Raw genomic sequence first — 14,453 nt, forward strand, 5'->3', positions numbered from 1 at the left:
GGCATGCCCGTCGATCTGCGTCACCGTCCTTTCCTCAAGGAACTCGATCTCACCCCGACCGAGTTCCGCCACCTCCTCGAACTGTCCGCGCAGCTGAAGGGCGCCCGGAACGCGGGCACCGAGGAACCCCGCCTGCGCGGCAAGAACATCGCGGTCGTCTTCGAGAAGACCTCCACCCGCACGCGCTGCGCCTTCGAGGTGGCCGCGCACCAGGAGGGCGCCCATGTGACCTATCTGGAGCCCTCCAGCTCGCAGCTCGGCCACAAGGAGTCCGTCAAGGACACCGCCCGGGTCCTGGGGCGCTACTACGACGGCATCGAGTACCGCGGCAGCGATCAGCGCCTGGTGGAGGAACTGGCCCGGTACGCCGGCGTCCCGGTGTGGAACGGGCTGACGGACCAGTGGCACCCCACACAGTCGCTCGCGGACGTGCTGACCATGTGGGAGCACACCGACAAACCCCTTTCCCAGGTGTCGTTCGCCTACCTCGGTGACGCCAGGAACAATGTCGCCAACTCCCTCCTGATCACCGCCGCGATGCTGGGCATGGACGTGCGCATGGTCGGCCCCCGGGCCCTGCACGGTGCCCCCGAGCTGGTGGCCCGGGCACGCAGGGTGGCAGCATCCACGGGCGCGCGGATCACCGTGACCGAGGAGGTCGCCGAGGGGGTGGCGGGCGTCGACTTCGTCTACACCGACGTATGGCTGTCCATGGGGGAGCCCCCGGAGATGTGGGACGAGCGGATCGCCCTGCTCAAGCCGTACCAGGTGACCATGGACGTGCTCACGGCGAGTGGGAACCCGCGGGTGAAGTTCATGCACTGCCTGCCGGCCTTCCACGACAGCGACACCACCGTCGGCGCGAGGATCGCCGCGCGGACCGGGATGACCGCGATGGAAGTCACCGACGAGGTCTTCGAGTCCTCCCACTCCATCGTCTTCGACCAGGCGGAGAACCGGCTCCACACCATCAAGGCCGTCCTGGTCGCCACCCTCGCCGACTGAGGCTCCACCTCCGCACCCCTTGAAAGGCATCCCATGCGCGTCGTCGTCGCACTGGGCGGCAACGCCCTGCTCCGCCGGGAGGACCGGCCGGACGCCGCCGTACAACTGGCCAACATCCAGGCGGCGGTGGCAGCCCTGGCGCCACTCGCACACCGTCACGAGCTGGTGATCACCCATGGCAACGGCCCGCAGGTCGGTGTCCTCGCCCTGCAGAGCGCAGCCGACGCTTCCCTGACCCGTCCGTACCCTTTCGACGTCCTGGGGGCGGAGACCCAGGGCATGATCGGCTACTGGCTGCTGCAGTCCCTGCAGAACGCGCTGCCGGGCCGCCAGGTCTGTGCCCTGCTCAACCAGACCCTCGTCTCCGCCGCCGACCCCGCGTTCGCCGACCCCGAAAAGTTCGTCGGTCCCGGCTACGGACGGGCCGAGGCCGAGCGGCTGGCGGCCGAACGCGGCTGGACGGTCAAGCAGGACGGCACGCGATGGCGGCGCGTCGTGCCCTCGCCCCGCCCGCAACGCGTCGTCGAAACGCGCCTGATCCGCCTGCTTCTGAACTCCGGTGCCGTGGCCGTCTGCGCAGGAGGTGGCGGCGTACCCGTCATCCGGGACGAGCGGGGACGACTCACCGGCGTCGAGGCCGTGGTCGACAAGGACCTCACCGCAGCACTGCTGGCCGAGGCCCTCGACGCCGACGCGCTGCTGCTGCTCACCGACGTACCCCACGTCGAGACCGGCCACGGCACCTCCCAAGCGCAACCCATCGGCCGTACGACTCCGGCCCGGCTGCGCACGCACCGCTTCCCCGCCGGGTCGATGGGCCCCAAAGTCGACGCCGCCTGCCGCTTCGTGGAACTGACCGGCGGCATGGCCGCCATCGGCGCCCTCGACGACGCGCAGGCCATCCTCGACGGCGCCATCGGCACTGTCGTCACACCCAGCGGCCGTCACGGTGACGGCGCCTCCTACGCTCCCCAGGAACCGAGATGACCACCAGCAGCGCCAGCAGCGTCTCCCCCGGGCCGGAGCCCGCGGAACAGGACGGCGACCCGCACGGTGCCCCGGCCGTCAAGCGCCGCTTCGCCTTCCCCTCGGCCTTCACCGTCCTGACGGCGGTGACGGTCGGGGTATGGGCCCTGACCTTCGTCATCCCCGCCGGCCGCTACGACACCGAGGACGGCAGCCCGATCCCCGGCACCTACCACCCCGTGGAGCTGACGACCGGGTTCTGGGACCGGCTCAAGGACCTCTTCCTCGCACCCGTCAACGGCCTTTACGGAGTCACCGACCCCGAGAGCGCACTCACCGCGCCCGGCGGCAGCGGCGACTTCGCCGGAGCGGCCGGGGTGTTCCTCTTCATCCTGGCGGTCGGCGCCTTCATCACCGTCACCATGCGCACGGGCGCTCTCACCCGCGGCGTCGCTCGTCTCGCGCACCGTCTGCGGGGCCACAGGACGCTGCTCCTCGTGGTGCTCCTGACGGTCTTCTCCCTCGGCGGCACCACCTACGGCATGGCCGAGGAAACCCTCGGCTTCTACGGACTGATGATCCCGCTCATGCTCACCCTGGGATACGACCGCATGGTCGCCGCGACGGTCATCATGGTCGGCGCCGGCGTGGGCACGCTCGCGTCCACCGTCAACCCCTTCGCCACCGGGGTCGCCTCCGACAGCGCGGGCATCGGTACCGGCGACGGGATCGTCCTGCGGCTGGTGATGTGGGTCTGCCTGACGGCACTGGCGGCGGCCTACGTGGTGCGCTACGCGCGGCGGGTCCTCGCGGACCCCGCCCGGTCACTCGTTCCCGTCACGGAGGAGGACCGTCTGCTCGGGAGCGACGCTCAGGAGGCCGAGCAGCTCACCGGCCGTCAGCGCACCGTGCTCTGGACCTTCGCGGGCACCTTCCTCTTCATGATCCTCGCCGTGGTCCCCTGGGCCGACCTGCCCTTCACCTTCCTGCCCACGCTGGGCTGGTACTTCCCCGAGCTCGCCGCCCTGTTCATCGTCGCGGCGATCGCCGTCGGCCTGATCGGCGGCCTGGGGGAGAAGGGCACCGCGACCGCGATCACCAGCGGGGCCGGGGACTTCATCGGGGCGGCGATGATCGTCATGCTGGCTCGCGGGGTCACCGTCGTCATGAACAACGCCGCCGTGACCGACACCGTCCTCGACGGCCTGCACAGCGCGGTGTCCGGTGCGTCCTCCGGCGTCTTCGGGATCCTGATGTTCCTCGTCAACATCCCGCTCGCCTTCTTCGTGCCCTCCTCGTCGGGGCACGCGGCCCTGGCCATGCCGATCCTCGCGCCGCTGGCGGACTTCGCGGGTGTCAGCCGGGCGCTCGTGGTGACCGCCTACCAGTCGGCCTCGGGCTGGGTGAACCTGGTCACCCCGACCTCGGCCGTTGTCATGGGCGGCCTGTCGCTGGCCGGGGTCCGCTACGACCGGTACCTGAGGTTCATGGCTCCGCTCATGGGAGCGCTGTTGGTGGTCATCGCCGGATTCCTCGCGATCGGGGCGACCCTGGACTGACGCGTGAGCGAGAGACGTCCGTGTCCGTGGCCGGCGACGGGACCCCCGGTTGCCGGCCGCTGGCGCGTACGCCGGCACGGGCCTCGCGTCCGGCTGCCGCCGGAGGACAGGCGGCGCCCGCCGAGTCGGAGGGACGGGCGCGGGCCCTCGGGTGCCTGCCCCGATCCCGCAGCCGGCGCTCCCTCACCCCCTCCGGGCCCCGGTACGCGTGCCGGTTGCCGACTCCCTCCACGGACGGCCCATCGCCGCTCCGCCCTCAGGGCGGCATCGGTGCCGTGCGGCGGCGGACGGGCACCCCGTCCGCATCGGCGGCGCAGAGCGTCGGCGTGCCGAAGGTACGCGGCAGGGGTCGAGTGTGGAACGCAGGAGGGCCCGGAAGCGCCGTGACGGCGCTTCCGGGCCGGGACCTCGCCCTCGCGCGGACCGACGGGAGGCGGGTGCCGCCGTGGGCGGCACAGTCGGAGAACGCGGTCGGGAAGGCCGGTTGTGCGGGACGACGGCCGCGGGGGCGGTCGCGCTGCGCGGCACCGCTCGTGTGGCGGTGCCGACGCGTGTGCCGGGCGGCGTACGCGGCATGTGCCGCGGCAGTTCTACCGGGCGGGAGTGATCAACCCGTAGTGGCCGTCGCACCTGTGGTACAGCACGCGTCCCCGGCCGGTGGCGGAGTCGGCGAAGAAGAGGAACGGAAGTCCGGTGAGACGCATCCGCCGGACGGCCTCGTCGAGGCTGCACTCGGGCACCGGAGCCGAACTCACACCCAGAAGGGGTCCGGCCTCGTGCGCCGGGCTGACCGTACCCGCCGAGGCCAGGCGATGCCGGCCGGAACGGCCGTCGCGGTAGACGACGCTGTCATGTCCCGACGTCATGTCGGTGAACAACCAGAAGTCGTAGCCCATGGACTCCATGTCGATGACGGCGTCCTCGGGTGTCTGCCGGCCCAGACTGAACGACTTGTGCCGCACGACGCGACGCTCCTCGGCCGGCTGCTGCTGCCGGTCGGGGCGGCGCCCCTGACCGCGGTGCTCCCGCGACGCCTCCTCGGCGGCCGGACCCCCGCGGTGCTCCGAGCCGATGTGCCGCCGGGTACGGGCCAGTCGTGCGGCCAGCCGGTCCTGCAGCAGGTCGACCGCCTCGAACATGGTGTCCGCGGCAACGTGAGCGCGCACCGGGCACCCGTTCACGTCCACCACCGCCTGAGCTGTGGCCGGACGGCTCGCCGACGGGTTGGCGGCCTGGGTGAGCTGTGCCCGAACGGCCAGGACCGGCGAGCTCACATGCGCGATCGCCGCGAGCATCTTCTCCCGGGCGTACTCGGACGCGCCCTCGGGTACCGGCCCACGGCTGTTCACCAGGACGTCGGCGGTCGGACTGGACTTGAGACGGTTCATGGAAGGCTCCTTCTCGGTCGCCCCCAGCCTTTCTCCTGCCCGCCGTTCGAGGTCAGTGCCGTTCGGGTCGTCCCCCGGGCCGACCTGTACCCGGCTGCCCGGCATTCGCGGGCTGTTCGGCCACTCGGGAGGGCCCTTCGGTCCACAACGCGTGGTTCCCGCACGCTTCTTGGCGGCAGCCCCACCGCTCTCCGCGGGTGGTCCGCGACTCTGCTGCCCAATTCCGGGGCAACTCCGACACGCGGACCACGACCTGCGACAACGCGGTGACCGTTGCGGCCTTCCCGGCATGACTCTGCTGCTCAGCCGAATTGAGCAGCAGAGTCGTCCGCACCCACAGAGACCGTGCTCAGGGCGATTTCCCCGTCCCACCGCCCTGGCGTTCCGCGCCTGTGGCGGCAGCGAGTGCGATGGCCCCGACGGCCATCATGATCAGTCCGACGAGCGGCCGGTCGGCGCTGCGCCAGTGCCAGTCCACGGCGAAGGTGAGGATGGCGCCGAAACCGATCGAAGTGATGGCGCCGATGGCAAGCAACCCCGCCATGACACACCCCCTTGGTCTGTCGTCCACTGGACTCGGTACCCAGTTGCCGCCCTCACTGTTCCGAAGGCTCCGGGGGCGCTCCCAGGGGCCTGTTGACCCCTGAGTGCGCCATACGGCCCCGCCTGGCGGCGAGGGGCGCGGCCGTGCGCGGGCGGGTACGGCGGTGGCGGCGCGCGCCGCAGCGAGTCGTGGGCGCGCGAACGGCCCCGGGTCGGCCCGCAGCGGGGGCACTGGAACGCCTGATCGGAGCCGGAGGTCATCGGGCCCGGGATCGGGACCTTTGGGACCTCCGCCGCCGACCTGCTCGGCACAAGGCTGTAGGTGACCACCCGATGAACGGGCGGTCTCCCGGCCGGCCCCTGACGGCGGCTCGACCCGGGCCCGTGCACAGCGACCTGGGAGCCCTCCCTGACTCGCCCACCAGTGTGCACCGGCAACCCCCGCATGCCGATGCTCGATGACAGGGAGGAATCGCGCGCGGCATTCTACGCCGACCCATCCCCCACGCCTCCCGTCTAGGCGCCGTTTTCACCCGCATGGGCCTATAGGCTGTCTGCGTTCAGCGGGTGAAAGCGGAGGGGAAGCGTGTGAGCCTCGAGGAGTCGTTGTCACGTATGCCCCAGATGCGGCTCGACGAGCTGCTCGACGAGCTGCAGGCGCGCATCAACGCGGCCCGCGGCACGCGCGACCGGGTGCACAGTCTCCTGGAGGTCGTGGTCTCGGTGGGCCGCGAGCTCGATCTCTCCCAGGTGCTGCGGCGCATCGCGGAAGCCGCCGCTCAGCTGGTCGACGCGCAGTACGCGGCTCTGGGCGTGATCGGCCCGGACGGCCGGACGCTGTCGCAGTTCCTCACCGCCGGGCTGACGGAGGAGGAGACCGCCCGGATCGGTCCGCTGCCGGCCGGACACGGGCTGCTCGGTGAGCTGATCCGCAACCCCGAGTCCCTCCGCCTCTCCGATCTCGGCGCCCACCCGGCGTCGTACGGCTTCCCCGCACATCACCCGCCGATGCGTACGTTCCTCGGTGTGCCGATCCGGGTGCGCGACGAGGTGTTCGGCAACCTCTACCTGACCGACAAGCGCGGCGGCCGGGACTTCGACGCGGAGGACGAGGCGGTGATCTCCACGCTCTCCGTGGCCGCCGGTGTGGCCATCGACAACGCCCGGCTGTACGAGGCGTCGCAGCGCCAGCAGCGGTGGCTGCAGGCGAATGCGGAGATCACCAAGAGCCTGCTCTCGGGCAAACCCCGGCTCGAGGTCCTGGAACTGATCGCCCGTCGTGCACGGGAGATCACCGACGCCCGCGTCGCCGACGTGTCCGTGCCCGTCGCCGGTACCGACGACCTGCTCGTCGAGCTGGCCATCGGCGGCGACCACGACACGCGCCGGGGCTTGGTGGTGCCGGCCGAAGGCACCCTGTCGGGCGCCGCCTACCAGGCGGGTACGCCGGTGACCACGGCGGGACTGGCCGATGACGCCCGCTGCACCGCAGGATCCCGGCACTTCGAGGGACTGGGGCCGGCCGTGGCCGTACCCCTGGGCACGGCGGCCAAGGACACCCGAGGAGTCCTGCTCCTGGCGCGCGCCGTCGGCGATCCGGCCTTCACCGAGTGGGAGCTGCAGCCCCTGCTGGCCTTCGCCGGACAGGCCGCGCTGGCGCTGGAGCTGGCCGAGCGCCGACGTGACGCCGAGCACCTCGCGCTGCTGGAGGACCGTGACCGTATTGCCCGTGACCTGCACGACCTGGCCATCCAACGGCTGTTCGCCACCGGTATGACACTGCAGAGTGCCGCGCGTCTCGTCGAGCACGCCGGCGCTGCGGAGCGTGTGCAGCGCGCGGTCGGGGACCTGGACGAAACCATCAAGATCATCCGGTCCACGATCTTCGGCCTGCGGGCGCGCGAGGACGAGACCGAGCCGAGTCTGCGCGCGCGCGTCGCCCGCGCCGTCGGCGAAGCCGGAGCGGCGCTGGGATTCCCGCCACGCCTGAGTATGGAGGGCCTGCTGGACACGGACGTCCCCCCTGCGGTGGCCGACCACGTCATGGCGGCTCTCGGCGAAGCACTGAGCAACGCCGCCCGGCACGCGCAAGCGGCGCGCGTGGAGGTTTCCCTGCAGGCCACGGCGGACGAGGTCGTCCTCACCGTGACCGACGACGGGAAGGGGATACCGGCCGACGGCAGGCGCAGCGGACTGCGCAACCTCGCCGAACGCGCCAGCAGCATGGGCGGCACCCTGGACATCCGAACCCCGGCCGAGGGCGGCAGCCGGCTCGTATGGCGGGCCCCGTTCGCCGCCGGCAACGCGGGATGAAGGGACAGGCACCCCGCGGCGTCGGCGCACGGCTCAGGCCGTGAGCCTCGAACCCGTGACCAGGTCGGGCCGGATGCGCAGCGCCGCGTTCATCACGGGATGCACCACCCACGGGCGGAGCCTTGCCGCGTAGCGGGCGAGTTCCTCGTCGTCCGTGACCCGGTGGGCGTAGCCGGTGACGACGACGCTCCAGCCGAGATGGGTGTCGGGGTCGATGACGTCGGCCTCGTAGGCCACGACCACGCCGGCCTCGTCGGTGGGCGCCACGATCGAGGCGAGCGTGCCGCCTTCGTGCAGCTGGACGATGATGTCCTCGCCGTCCATGAGGTGGTTGACCGGGCGGACAGCCGGCAGGGCCCGTTCGGTGAAGACGATGCGCCCGAGCGACACGGTGCCGAGCAGGCCCAGAGCCTCGACGCGGTCGAGTCGCGTCATGCGCCGGGGTGCCACCGTGAGGCGGCTCCCCCCTGTTCGCTGCGTGGCTTCGTCGTCCATCATGCCCACCCTCTGCTCCTGCTCCGTGCTCGGAGCAGCTCGCTGCCGTGACAGTCAGCGTCCCCCGGAGGGTGCCGCGGTGACAGGGCCGAACGGACCTTTCCGGCGGTCCCGGTCAGCCGGACGACCACTGCCGGTACGCCCCGGGGCGGGCGGTGGTCAGGCAAAGGAACAGGGGACGGTGTCGTCCACGCCGAGCACGCGGAACACCGTCGCACAAGGGTGCGGCACAGCGCACAGGTGAAGTCGCACGCCCGTCGCCGCACATTGTCGATGCACCCGTACGAACAGGTCGGCTCCGGAGCTGTCGCAGAACGTGACGGCCGACAGGTCCAGGCGCAGTTCGCGGACCATGCCGACGACCAAGTGAGCCAGATCCAGCTCGACTTGTCCGGCGGTGGCTATGTCGAGCTCGCCGGAGAGGGCGGCGATCGTGGTGCCGTCGTTCACTGCCGTCGTGGTCAGGGTGGTCGAAGCCATGAGTTCGGGGTCTCTCCGCCAGGGCGCCGTCAGGGGGCGCCGGTCTCGCCGGCTCGGCCGACGCCCGGAAGTCCACCAGATGACCGGCCGTGGCCGGCAGGCCCTCAGGCCCCCGACACAGGGCCACTGGTCCCTTCCTGTCCGCGACGGCGGTGTCAGGGGGCGGCCCTCCGGCGGTGTCCCCCGGCACGACGGGCGGCGGCGCCGAAGCCGGAGACGCTTCCGACGTACGGCCCACCGAACGGGGTGACGGAGCGACAGGGACGCGCAGCGCAGGGGAGCTTCTTCGGGCAGGGGGAATCAGGGCCGTTCGACCCTGGCCGTTCGGCCCGTACGAGGACACCATGCAGAGGGTCCGCCCCGGCGGACGAACCCAGCCGATACGGAGTGAGTGATGACGGACAGCAGTGGCGGACCCATCGAGAAGGACGCGGTCAAGGTGTTCCTCCTGGACGACCACGAGGTGGTGCGCCGCGGAGTGCACGACCTGCTGGACGCCGAGCCCGGCCTGACCGTGGTCGGCGAAGCGGCCACCGCCGAACAGGCGCTGGTGCGGGTGCCGGCGCTGCGCCCGCAGGTCGCCGTACTGGACGTGCGCCTCCCGGACGGCGACGGAGTGAGCGTGTGCCGCGAACTGCGCTCCCGGATGCCCGACCTGGCCTGCTTGATGCTCACCTCGTTCGACGACGAGGAGGCACTGCTGGACGCCATCATGGCCGGGGCGTCCGGCTACGTCCTCAAGCAGATCACCGGCACCGACCTCGTCCACGCCGTGCGGACGGTGGCCTCCGGCCAGTCCATGCTGGATCCCGGCGCCACGGCCCGCGTGATGGCACGTCTGCGGGGCGAGACCGGACAGGACGAACAGCCTCAGGGGCTCCCCGCGCTGACCGACCGCGAGCGGGAGATCCTGGCGCTCGTGGGCGAGGGACTGACCAACCGGGAGATAGGCAAGCAGCTCTACCTGGCGGAGAAGACCGTGAAGAACAACATCTCCCGGTTGCTGGCAAAGCTGGGTGTGGAGCGGCGGGTCCAGGCCGCCGTCATCGCCACGCAGGCACTTGCGGCTCACGGAGGCCAGGCGGGCGCGGCCTCCCCGGCGCGTGAGCCCCGCTCACGGCACTGAGTCCCGCGTCCGGAACCGGGGTACCGAACCGCCCCCGCACAGGGACGGTTCGGGGCTCCGGTTCCTCTCGGAGCCGGGGTACCGGCGTCCCGTGCGGGGCCGGAGCCGACGGGGACCAGGCCCGGGTCCCGTATCGCAGGAGCTGGTCCCGGGAGACCCCGGCCCGGCGCGGACCGATCGGTACTCAGGCGTGCGTCAGGCGTGCGGCACCAGTGCGACGGGGCAGCGGGCATGATGCAGAGCGGCATGGGCCACCGACCCGATGCGGGTACCGACGGGGGAGCGGCGTTCCCGGCGGCCGAGCACGAGCAGCTGCGCCCGGGCGGCGGCCGACAGCAACACCTGCCCCGCGCTTCCGATCTCCACGTGCGCGATCACCGGCACGGTGGGGAACTTCTCCCGCCACGGAGCGAGCGCCTGCTCCAGCGTCTTCCTCTCGAACGGTTCCAGCCCTCCCGCCTCATCGGCGAGGCGCATCGAACCCGGGCTGTAGGCAAAGATGGGCGGCAGGCTCCAGGCCCTCACCGCTCGCACGGCCGCTCCTCGTGCCGCAGCAGCCTCGAAGGCGAACTCCAGTACGGCGTCACTGTCCTCGGCCCCACCCTGCTGGCCCACGACGACCTCCCCGCCTTCCGGCTCATGCTGCCCGTCGCGGGCCCGGACCGACACCACAGGGCGCGTCGCGCTCGCGAGCACCTGCTGACCGTACGAGCCGAGCAGGAACCCGGCGATCGCCCCGTGCCCGCGCGATCCGATGACCAGCATGCCGGCCCGCTCAGCCTCAAAGAGCAGGGCGGAAACTGCCGTATCGGGCACCACTTCGGCTGTGACCGAGAGGTCCGGATACCGGTCGGACACGTGTGTCTCGGCCTCCAGCAGAACGGCGTTGGCGGCGTCGGCCTGCACTTTCCTGTCCTGGACGACGGGGACGTCCAAGGGCTGCCAGAGCCAGGCGTGCACGATGCGCAGGGGCACGCCGCGGAGCGAGGCCTCGCGGGCTGCCCAGTCAGCGGCGGCCAGGCCCTCCCGGGATCCGTCCACTCCTACAGTGACAGGGCGAGTCATGCGATGGCCTCCGTAAGCATCATGGGGCACGGCCTCTTCGGCCGTCCCCGGGTGCCTCGATCCTCACGGGTCCGGGGACCGTCCGACGAGGGCCGGTCGGCCCGACATGCGGACCCGTTCGGCCGGGCGAGTCGCCGTCCGCGTACGGTCAGGCCCCCGTTCCGGGGGAACGACCTCCGCCCCGGTGCCCGGCGAGAACCCGGCCGTCCCGGCCACCGCGGCCGGCCCGGCAGCAGCCGTACCGGCGGACGGCCCGCCCCTACGCCCGGCTTGAGGTCCGCGGTGAGCACGTGGCCGCGACCAGCGCGCCGATGGGTGGAAGCCGAGGGTGCGACAGCCACGTCGGTGCGAGTGGACGGATCTGCGACCTGCCCGGCCCGCGCCGTGCCGGGCGGTGGCCGGGCGTGATCCTTCGTGCCGCACCGGGACGCTCCGGCGAACCGGGCGACAAGAGTCCCCGGCGGCGGCATCCGTCCGTGCCGAGGTGCACGGGAAGCGAACATCCCGGACAGTGGAGAGAGGGAAAAGAGGGAAATTGAGGGTTCCATGAGCGGTCGGCGCGGGTGTGGACCATCAGGGGACACCACGTAACCGCCCCACCCTCGGCCACTGGACGTCGTTCCCGCCCGGGGCCGTCCCGCTGGACGGCCGAGCCCGATCGTCGCCCGCAGCCGCGACAGCCCACCCGCAGACACATCCGGGAGAACAGAAGGCCCACCCATGGGAACCGCGCCCGTCATGCAGTTGCCCGTCATCAACGAATGCACGGCCGAGAACTGCGCCTACAACACCGACCACACCTGCCACGCCGTGGCCATCACCATCGGGGACATCCACGACCCCGTCTGCGACACGTACGTGAGCGCGGACGCGAAGGGCGGGGAACCGTCCGCCACCGGACGAGTCGGCGCCTGCAAGATGGCCGACTGCCGGCACAACATCGGTCTCGAATGCCACGCACCCGCCATCACCGTCGGCTACCAGCACGACGAGATCGACTGCCTCACCTACGCGCCGGCCTGACCCCTGTGTCCGGTCGGCCGCACGGCCCGGACACACCTCACCGGTCCGGTCGGGTCGTGGGTCGTCCGACTCACGACCCGCGACCGTACCCCGCTGTGCGCCGCCAGGGTGCCGATCGCCGCCGAAGCACCCGCGGAATCGCCGAAGCGGACCCTCGCCGGCGGTAGGCGCACGCGGAGGAGCCGAACGACCACGTGCGGCGGCCGGCGGAGGTGAACGCCGGGTGCGTCGTGATCCGGACGCGCTCCGCGGCTCCCGCAGCAGCGGAAGCCGACGACCTGCAACGCGGGAGAGGCCATGACCGATCGTCCGATCGTGGCCGGAGTCGACGGCTCCGGCCGCAGCCTGCGCGCCTGCGTGTGGGCGGCCCACGAAGCGGCGCTGCGCCGCTGCCCCTTGCTCATCGTCCACGTCGTGCCCCGTGAGCACGAGTACGCGACCACCCCGGAAGGCCGCGCCTAGGAGGAACGCCACCGAGACCAGGGCGTCCTGGCCGAGGCCGAGGCGATCGCCCGGGGCGCCCATCCCGGCCTCGAGGTGCGCGCCACCCGGCCCTCGGGCGCCCCGGCGGCGGTGCTGCTGGCCGAGTCCGAGCGTGCTCACACGGTCGTGCTGGGAGCGAAGGGCCTGGGAGGCTTCGGGAGCCTGTTGCTGGGCTCGGTCGCCTTGCAGGTCGTCGGCCACGCGGCGTGCCCTGTGGTCGTCGTCAACCACGTCACCACCGGACACCGCCGCATCGTCGTCGGCGCCGACGGGTCCGAGCACTCCCTGGCCGCCCTGACGTACGCGTTCGATCAGGCATCCCTGCGCGATGCCGAACTGCACGCCGTGCACGCCTGGGTTCACCCGGGACCTCATGCACTGGTCAGCGCCGCCCAGGACGCGGCGGCCAAGGAGCACCGGCAAGCCCTGGACGAGTGGCTGGCCCCCCTGCGGGAGGAACATCCCGACGTGGAGGTGGTGGAGCACGTGCCCGACGAGGACCCGGTCCTCGCACTGGCCCGCGCCTCGGACAGGGCCGACCTCCTGGTCGTCGGCTCCCGTGGGCGCGGTGGCTTCCGCGGACTGGCCCTCGGCTCGGTCAGTCACCACATGCTCCAGTTCTCCCAGTGCCCCCTGGCGGTCGTTCGCCCGTGAATCCGGCGCGGCGCCGCCTGACCGCGAGGAGCGACGTAGCCCGCCGGGGGCACCAGCGCTCCGGCCCGCTCTCCCTCCGCGGACCGGTCCCGCCAGCCGGTCATCTCCCGGTGAGCGCGGCACCGGCGGCGACGTTCCGGCTCACGCTCGCCGGGAGCGGCGCCAGTTTGGGCAGGGCTTCGGTCACCGGCACCTCCGTGGTGCCGGGGGTGGGGCTGCCCGTGGGCGAGGCGCCCGTGCTGCCGCTGGGGCTCGGTGAGGTGGGGGCCGTCGGCGAGGGCGACGGGGCCGGGCCGCCGGTGGAGGGGCGGGCGCTCGGCCCGGCGGTCACCGGCGGAGAAGCCGTGTCGGGGGCGGGTTCCGGGGTGGGGACGGCCGGGGGCTCCGGGGTGGCGGGTGTGGTCCGAGGACGACTGGGCGCAGCGCCGTTGCTTTCCCGGGCGGCTCCCCTGGCGGGGTGGGTGGCCGGGCGTTCCGGAGCGGCCGAGGCCGTCGGCCCTGCGGTGCCTGGTTCCCGGGAACCGTCGGGGGACGGCAGTTCCGGGCTCGGCGCGGCCCGCGGAAGGTCTGTGGAGCCGTTGGCCAGCAGCGAGGACGTGCCCAGGCCGCCCAGTACCGCGAAGGCGGCAGCGGCGAGAGTCCGGCCGCCGTACGTCCTCCACCGCCGCGGCCGGGGACGGTGGGCGTCGGCCACATGTGTCTCGGCCCTACGGTCAGAGGCGGTGGCCAGGGGTGTCGTCGCCGTAAGGCCCGGCGGTGTGGCCGTATCTGCCGTGGCCGGGGGAGCCGCATGCGCCGGGGCCGGGGCAGCGGCGGGTGGCCCGCCGGGAGCCGTCTCCTCGCCGGGGCAGGTCTCCGCCATCGGCGTGGCGGACGGCGGAACCCCGTCCGCGTCGGCCATCGCGGGGTCGTACGCACCGCATTCGGGGCACGTCACGGCGCCGTTGAGGGTGCGGTGGCAGGGCACGCAGTAGTCCATGGCCGCGACCGCTCAGTACGCGGGCCGCGGGCGGGAACCGCGGGCCGTCGGACGCGCCGGGCGGCGGACCGGGGACACCGGGCGCAGCCGGGTGCGGTGCGGAAGGAACCTTGGCATGTGCGGACCTCGCTCACTCACCGGTCTGGACGAATCACCGGTTACCGGGGTCAACGAGGGCCCGCGAGCGGGCGTTCAACCGTCGGCGGAAACGTGGCACGGGTAACTTCGCGTCCGGTGGCGGTCGTTGGTGTCCCGGCCCGGACGGGGGCACGGGCCGGACGGGGGCACGGGCCACCGCTCCGGGGCGGGGCGCGGGACCTTCCCGGGCGGGTGGTGCGTCGCCCGGACGGCCCCAAGTGCCGCACGGGCGGTTC

General features: G+C 72.4%; 13 protein-coding genes and 1 pseudogene. 8 read left to right on the forward strand and 6 right to left on the reverse strand.

The window, feature by feature from the left end:
- Positions 1–3 precede the first annotated feature (3 nt).
- From argF to FEF34_RS26805, 3 genes are read left to right on the forward strand one after another with little or no spacing between them, the layout of a single operon-like run.
- The gene (gene argF / locus FEF34_RS26795; protein WP_138055432.1) at positions 4–1,005 is read left to right on the forward strand and encodes an ornithine carbamoyltransferase; all 1,002 of its coding nucleotides are present in this window, start codon (positions 4–6) and stop codon (positions 1,003–1,005) included.
- A gap of 33 nt (positions 1,006–1,038) precedes the next feature.
- Positions 1,039–1,992, forward strand: coding sequence for a carbamate kinase (locus tag FEF34_RS26800; RefSeq protein WP_138055433.1), 954 nt, complete (start codon positions 1,039–1,041; stop codon positions 1,990–1,992).
- A complete protein-coding gene (locus FEF34_RS26805) occupies positions 1,989–3,530 on the forward strand; it encodes a YfcC family protein (RefSeq protein WP_138055434.1) in 1,542 nt (513 codons plus the stop codon). The genes FEF34_RS26800 and FEF34_RS26805 overlap by 4 nt, the downstream gene beginning before the upstream one ends.
- 590 nt (positions 3,531–4,120) lie before the next feature.
- On the opposite strand, the gene FEF34_RS26810 is transcribed toward FEF34_RS26805, so the two are convergent.
- Together FEF34_RS26810 and FEF34_RS26815 are read right to left on the reverse strand one after the other, a co-directional pair.
- Entirely contained in the window at positions 4,121–4,918 is a 798-nt protein-coding gene (locus FEF34_RS26810; RefSeq protein WP_171053103.1) for a ribosome hibernation promotion factor, read from the reverse strand.
- Between the two features lie 349 nt (positions 4,919–5,267).
- The gene (locus FEF34_RS26815) at positions 5,268–5,462 is read right to left on the reverse strand and encodes a hypothetical protein (RefSeq protein ID WP_138055436.1); all 195 of its coding nucleotides are present in this window, start codon (positions 5,460–5,462) and stop codon (positions 5,268–5,270) included.
- Positions 5,463–6,076: 614 nt separating this feature from the next.
- On the opposite strand from FEF34_RS26815, the gene FEF34_RS26820 reads away from it, so the two are divergent.
- On the forward strand, positions 6,077–7,774 hold the full coding sequence (locus tag FEF34_RS26820) for a sensor histidine kinase (protein WP_407698308.1): 1,698 nt from the start codon (positions 6,077–6,079) through the stop codon (positions 7,772–7,774).
- 33 nt (positions 7,775–7,807) lie between these two features.
- Here FEF34_RS26820 and FEF34_RS26825 read toward each other — a convergent pair whose 3' ends face one another.
- On the reverse strand, positions 7,808–8,269 hold the full coding sequence (locus tag FEF34_RS26825) for a pyridoxamine 5'-phosphate oxidase family protein (RefSeq protein ID WP_138057741.1): 462 nt from the start codon (positions 8,267–8,269) through the stop codon (positions 7,808–7,810).
- A gap of 159 nt (positions 8,270–8,428) precedes the next feature.
- Positions 8,429–8,749: an STAS domain-containing protein gene (locus tag FEF34_RS26830; RefSeq protein WP_138055438.1), complete on the reverse strand. Its 321-nt coding sequence runs from the start codon at positions 8,747–8,749 to the stop codon at positions 8,429–8,431.
- A gap of 394 nt (positions 8,750–9,143) precedes the next feature.
- Here FEF34_RS26830 and FEF34_RS26835 point away from each other — a divergent pair, with 394 nt between their 5' ends.
- Positions 9,144–9,875: a response regulator gene (locus FEF34_RS26835; protein ID WP_138055439.1), complete on the forward strand. Its 732-nt coding sequence runs from the start codon at positions 9,144–9,146 to the stop codon at positions 9,873–9,875.
- A 195-nt stretch (positions 9,876–10,070) separates the two neighbouring features.
- Here FEF34_RS26835 and FEF34_RS26840 read toward each other — a convergent pair whose 3' ends face one another.
- Positions 10,071–10,940, reverse strand: a complete 870-nt coding sequence (locus FEF34_RS26840; protein ID WP_138055440.1) for a universal stress protein — start codon at positions 10,938–10,940, stop codon at positions 10,071–10,073.
- A gap of 720 nt (positions 10,941–11,660) precedes the next feature.
- Here FEF34_RS26840 and FEF34_RS26845 point away from each other — a divergent pair.
- From FEF34_RS26845 to FEF34_RS26855, 3 genes and pseudogenes are all read left to right on the forward strand, one after another.
- Positions 11,661–11,963, forward strand: coding sequence for a DUF1540 domain-containing protein (locus FEF34_RS26845; RefSeq protein WP_234042572.1), 303 nt, complete (start codon positions 11,661–11,663; stop codon positions 11,961–11,963).
- A gap of 297 nt (positions 11,964–12,260) precedes the next feature.
- Positions 12,261–12,659 (forward strand): annotated as a pseudogene (locus tag FEF34_RS43210) (universal stress protein); the annotation flags it as partial.
- Positions 12,660–13,100: a universal stress protein gene (locus FEF34_RS26855; protein WP_234043222.1), complete on the forward strand. Its 441-nt coding sequence runs from the start codon at positions 12,660–12,662 to the stop codon at positions 13,098–13,100.
- 100 nt (positions 13,101–13,200) lie between these two features.
- On the opposite strand, the gene FEF34_RS26860 is transcribed toward FEF34_RS26855, so the two are convergent.
- A complete protein-coding gene (locus FEF34_RS26860) occupies positions 13,201–14,079 on the reverse strand; it encodes an SCO2400 family protein (protein WP_138055443.1) in 879 nt (292 codons plus the stop codon).
- Positions 14,080–14,453 lie beyond the last annotated feature (374 nt).

Origin of the sequence: Streptomyces marianii, from assembly GCF_005795905.1 — a bacterium.
In the GTDB taxonomy this organism is placed as follows: Bacteria; Actinomycetota; Actinomycetes; order Streptomycetales; family Streptomycetaceae; genus Streptomyces; species Streptomyces marianii.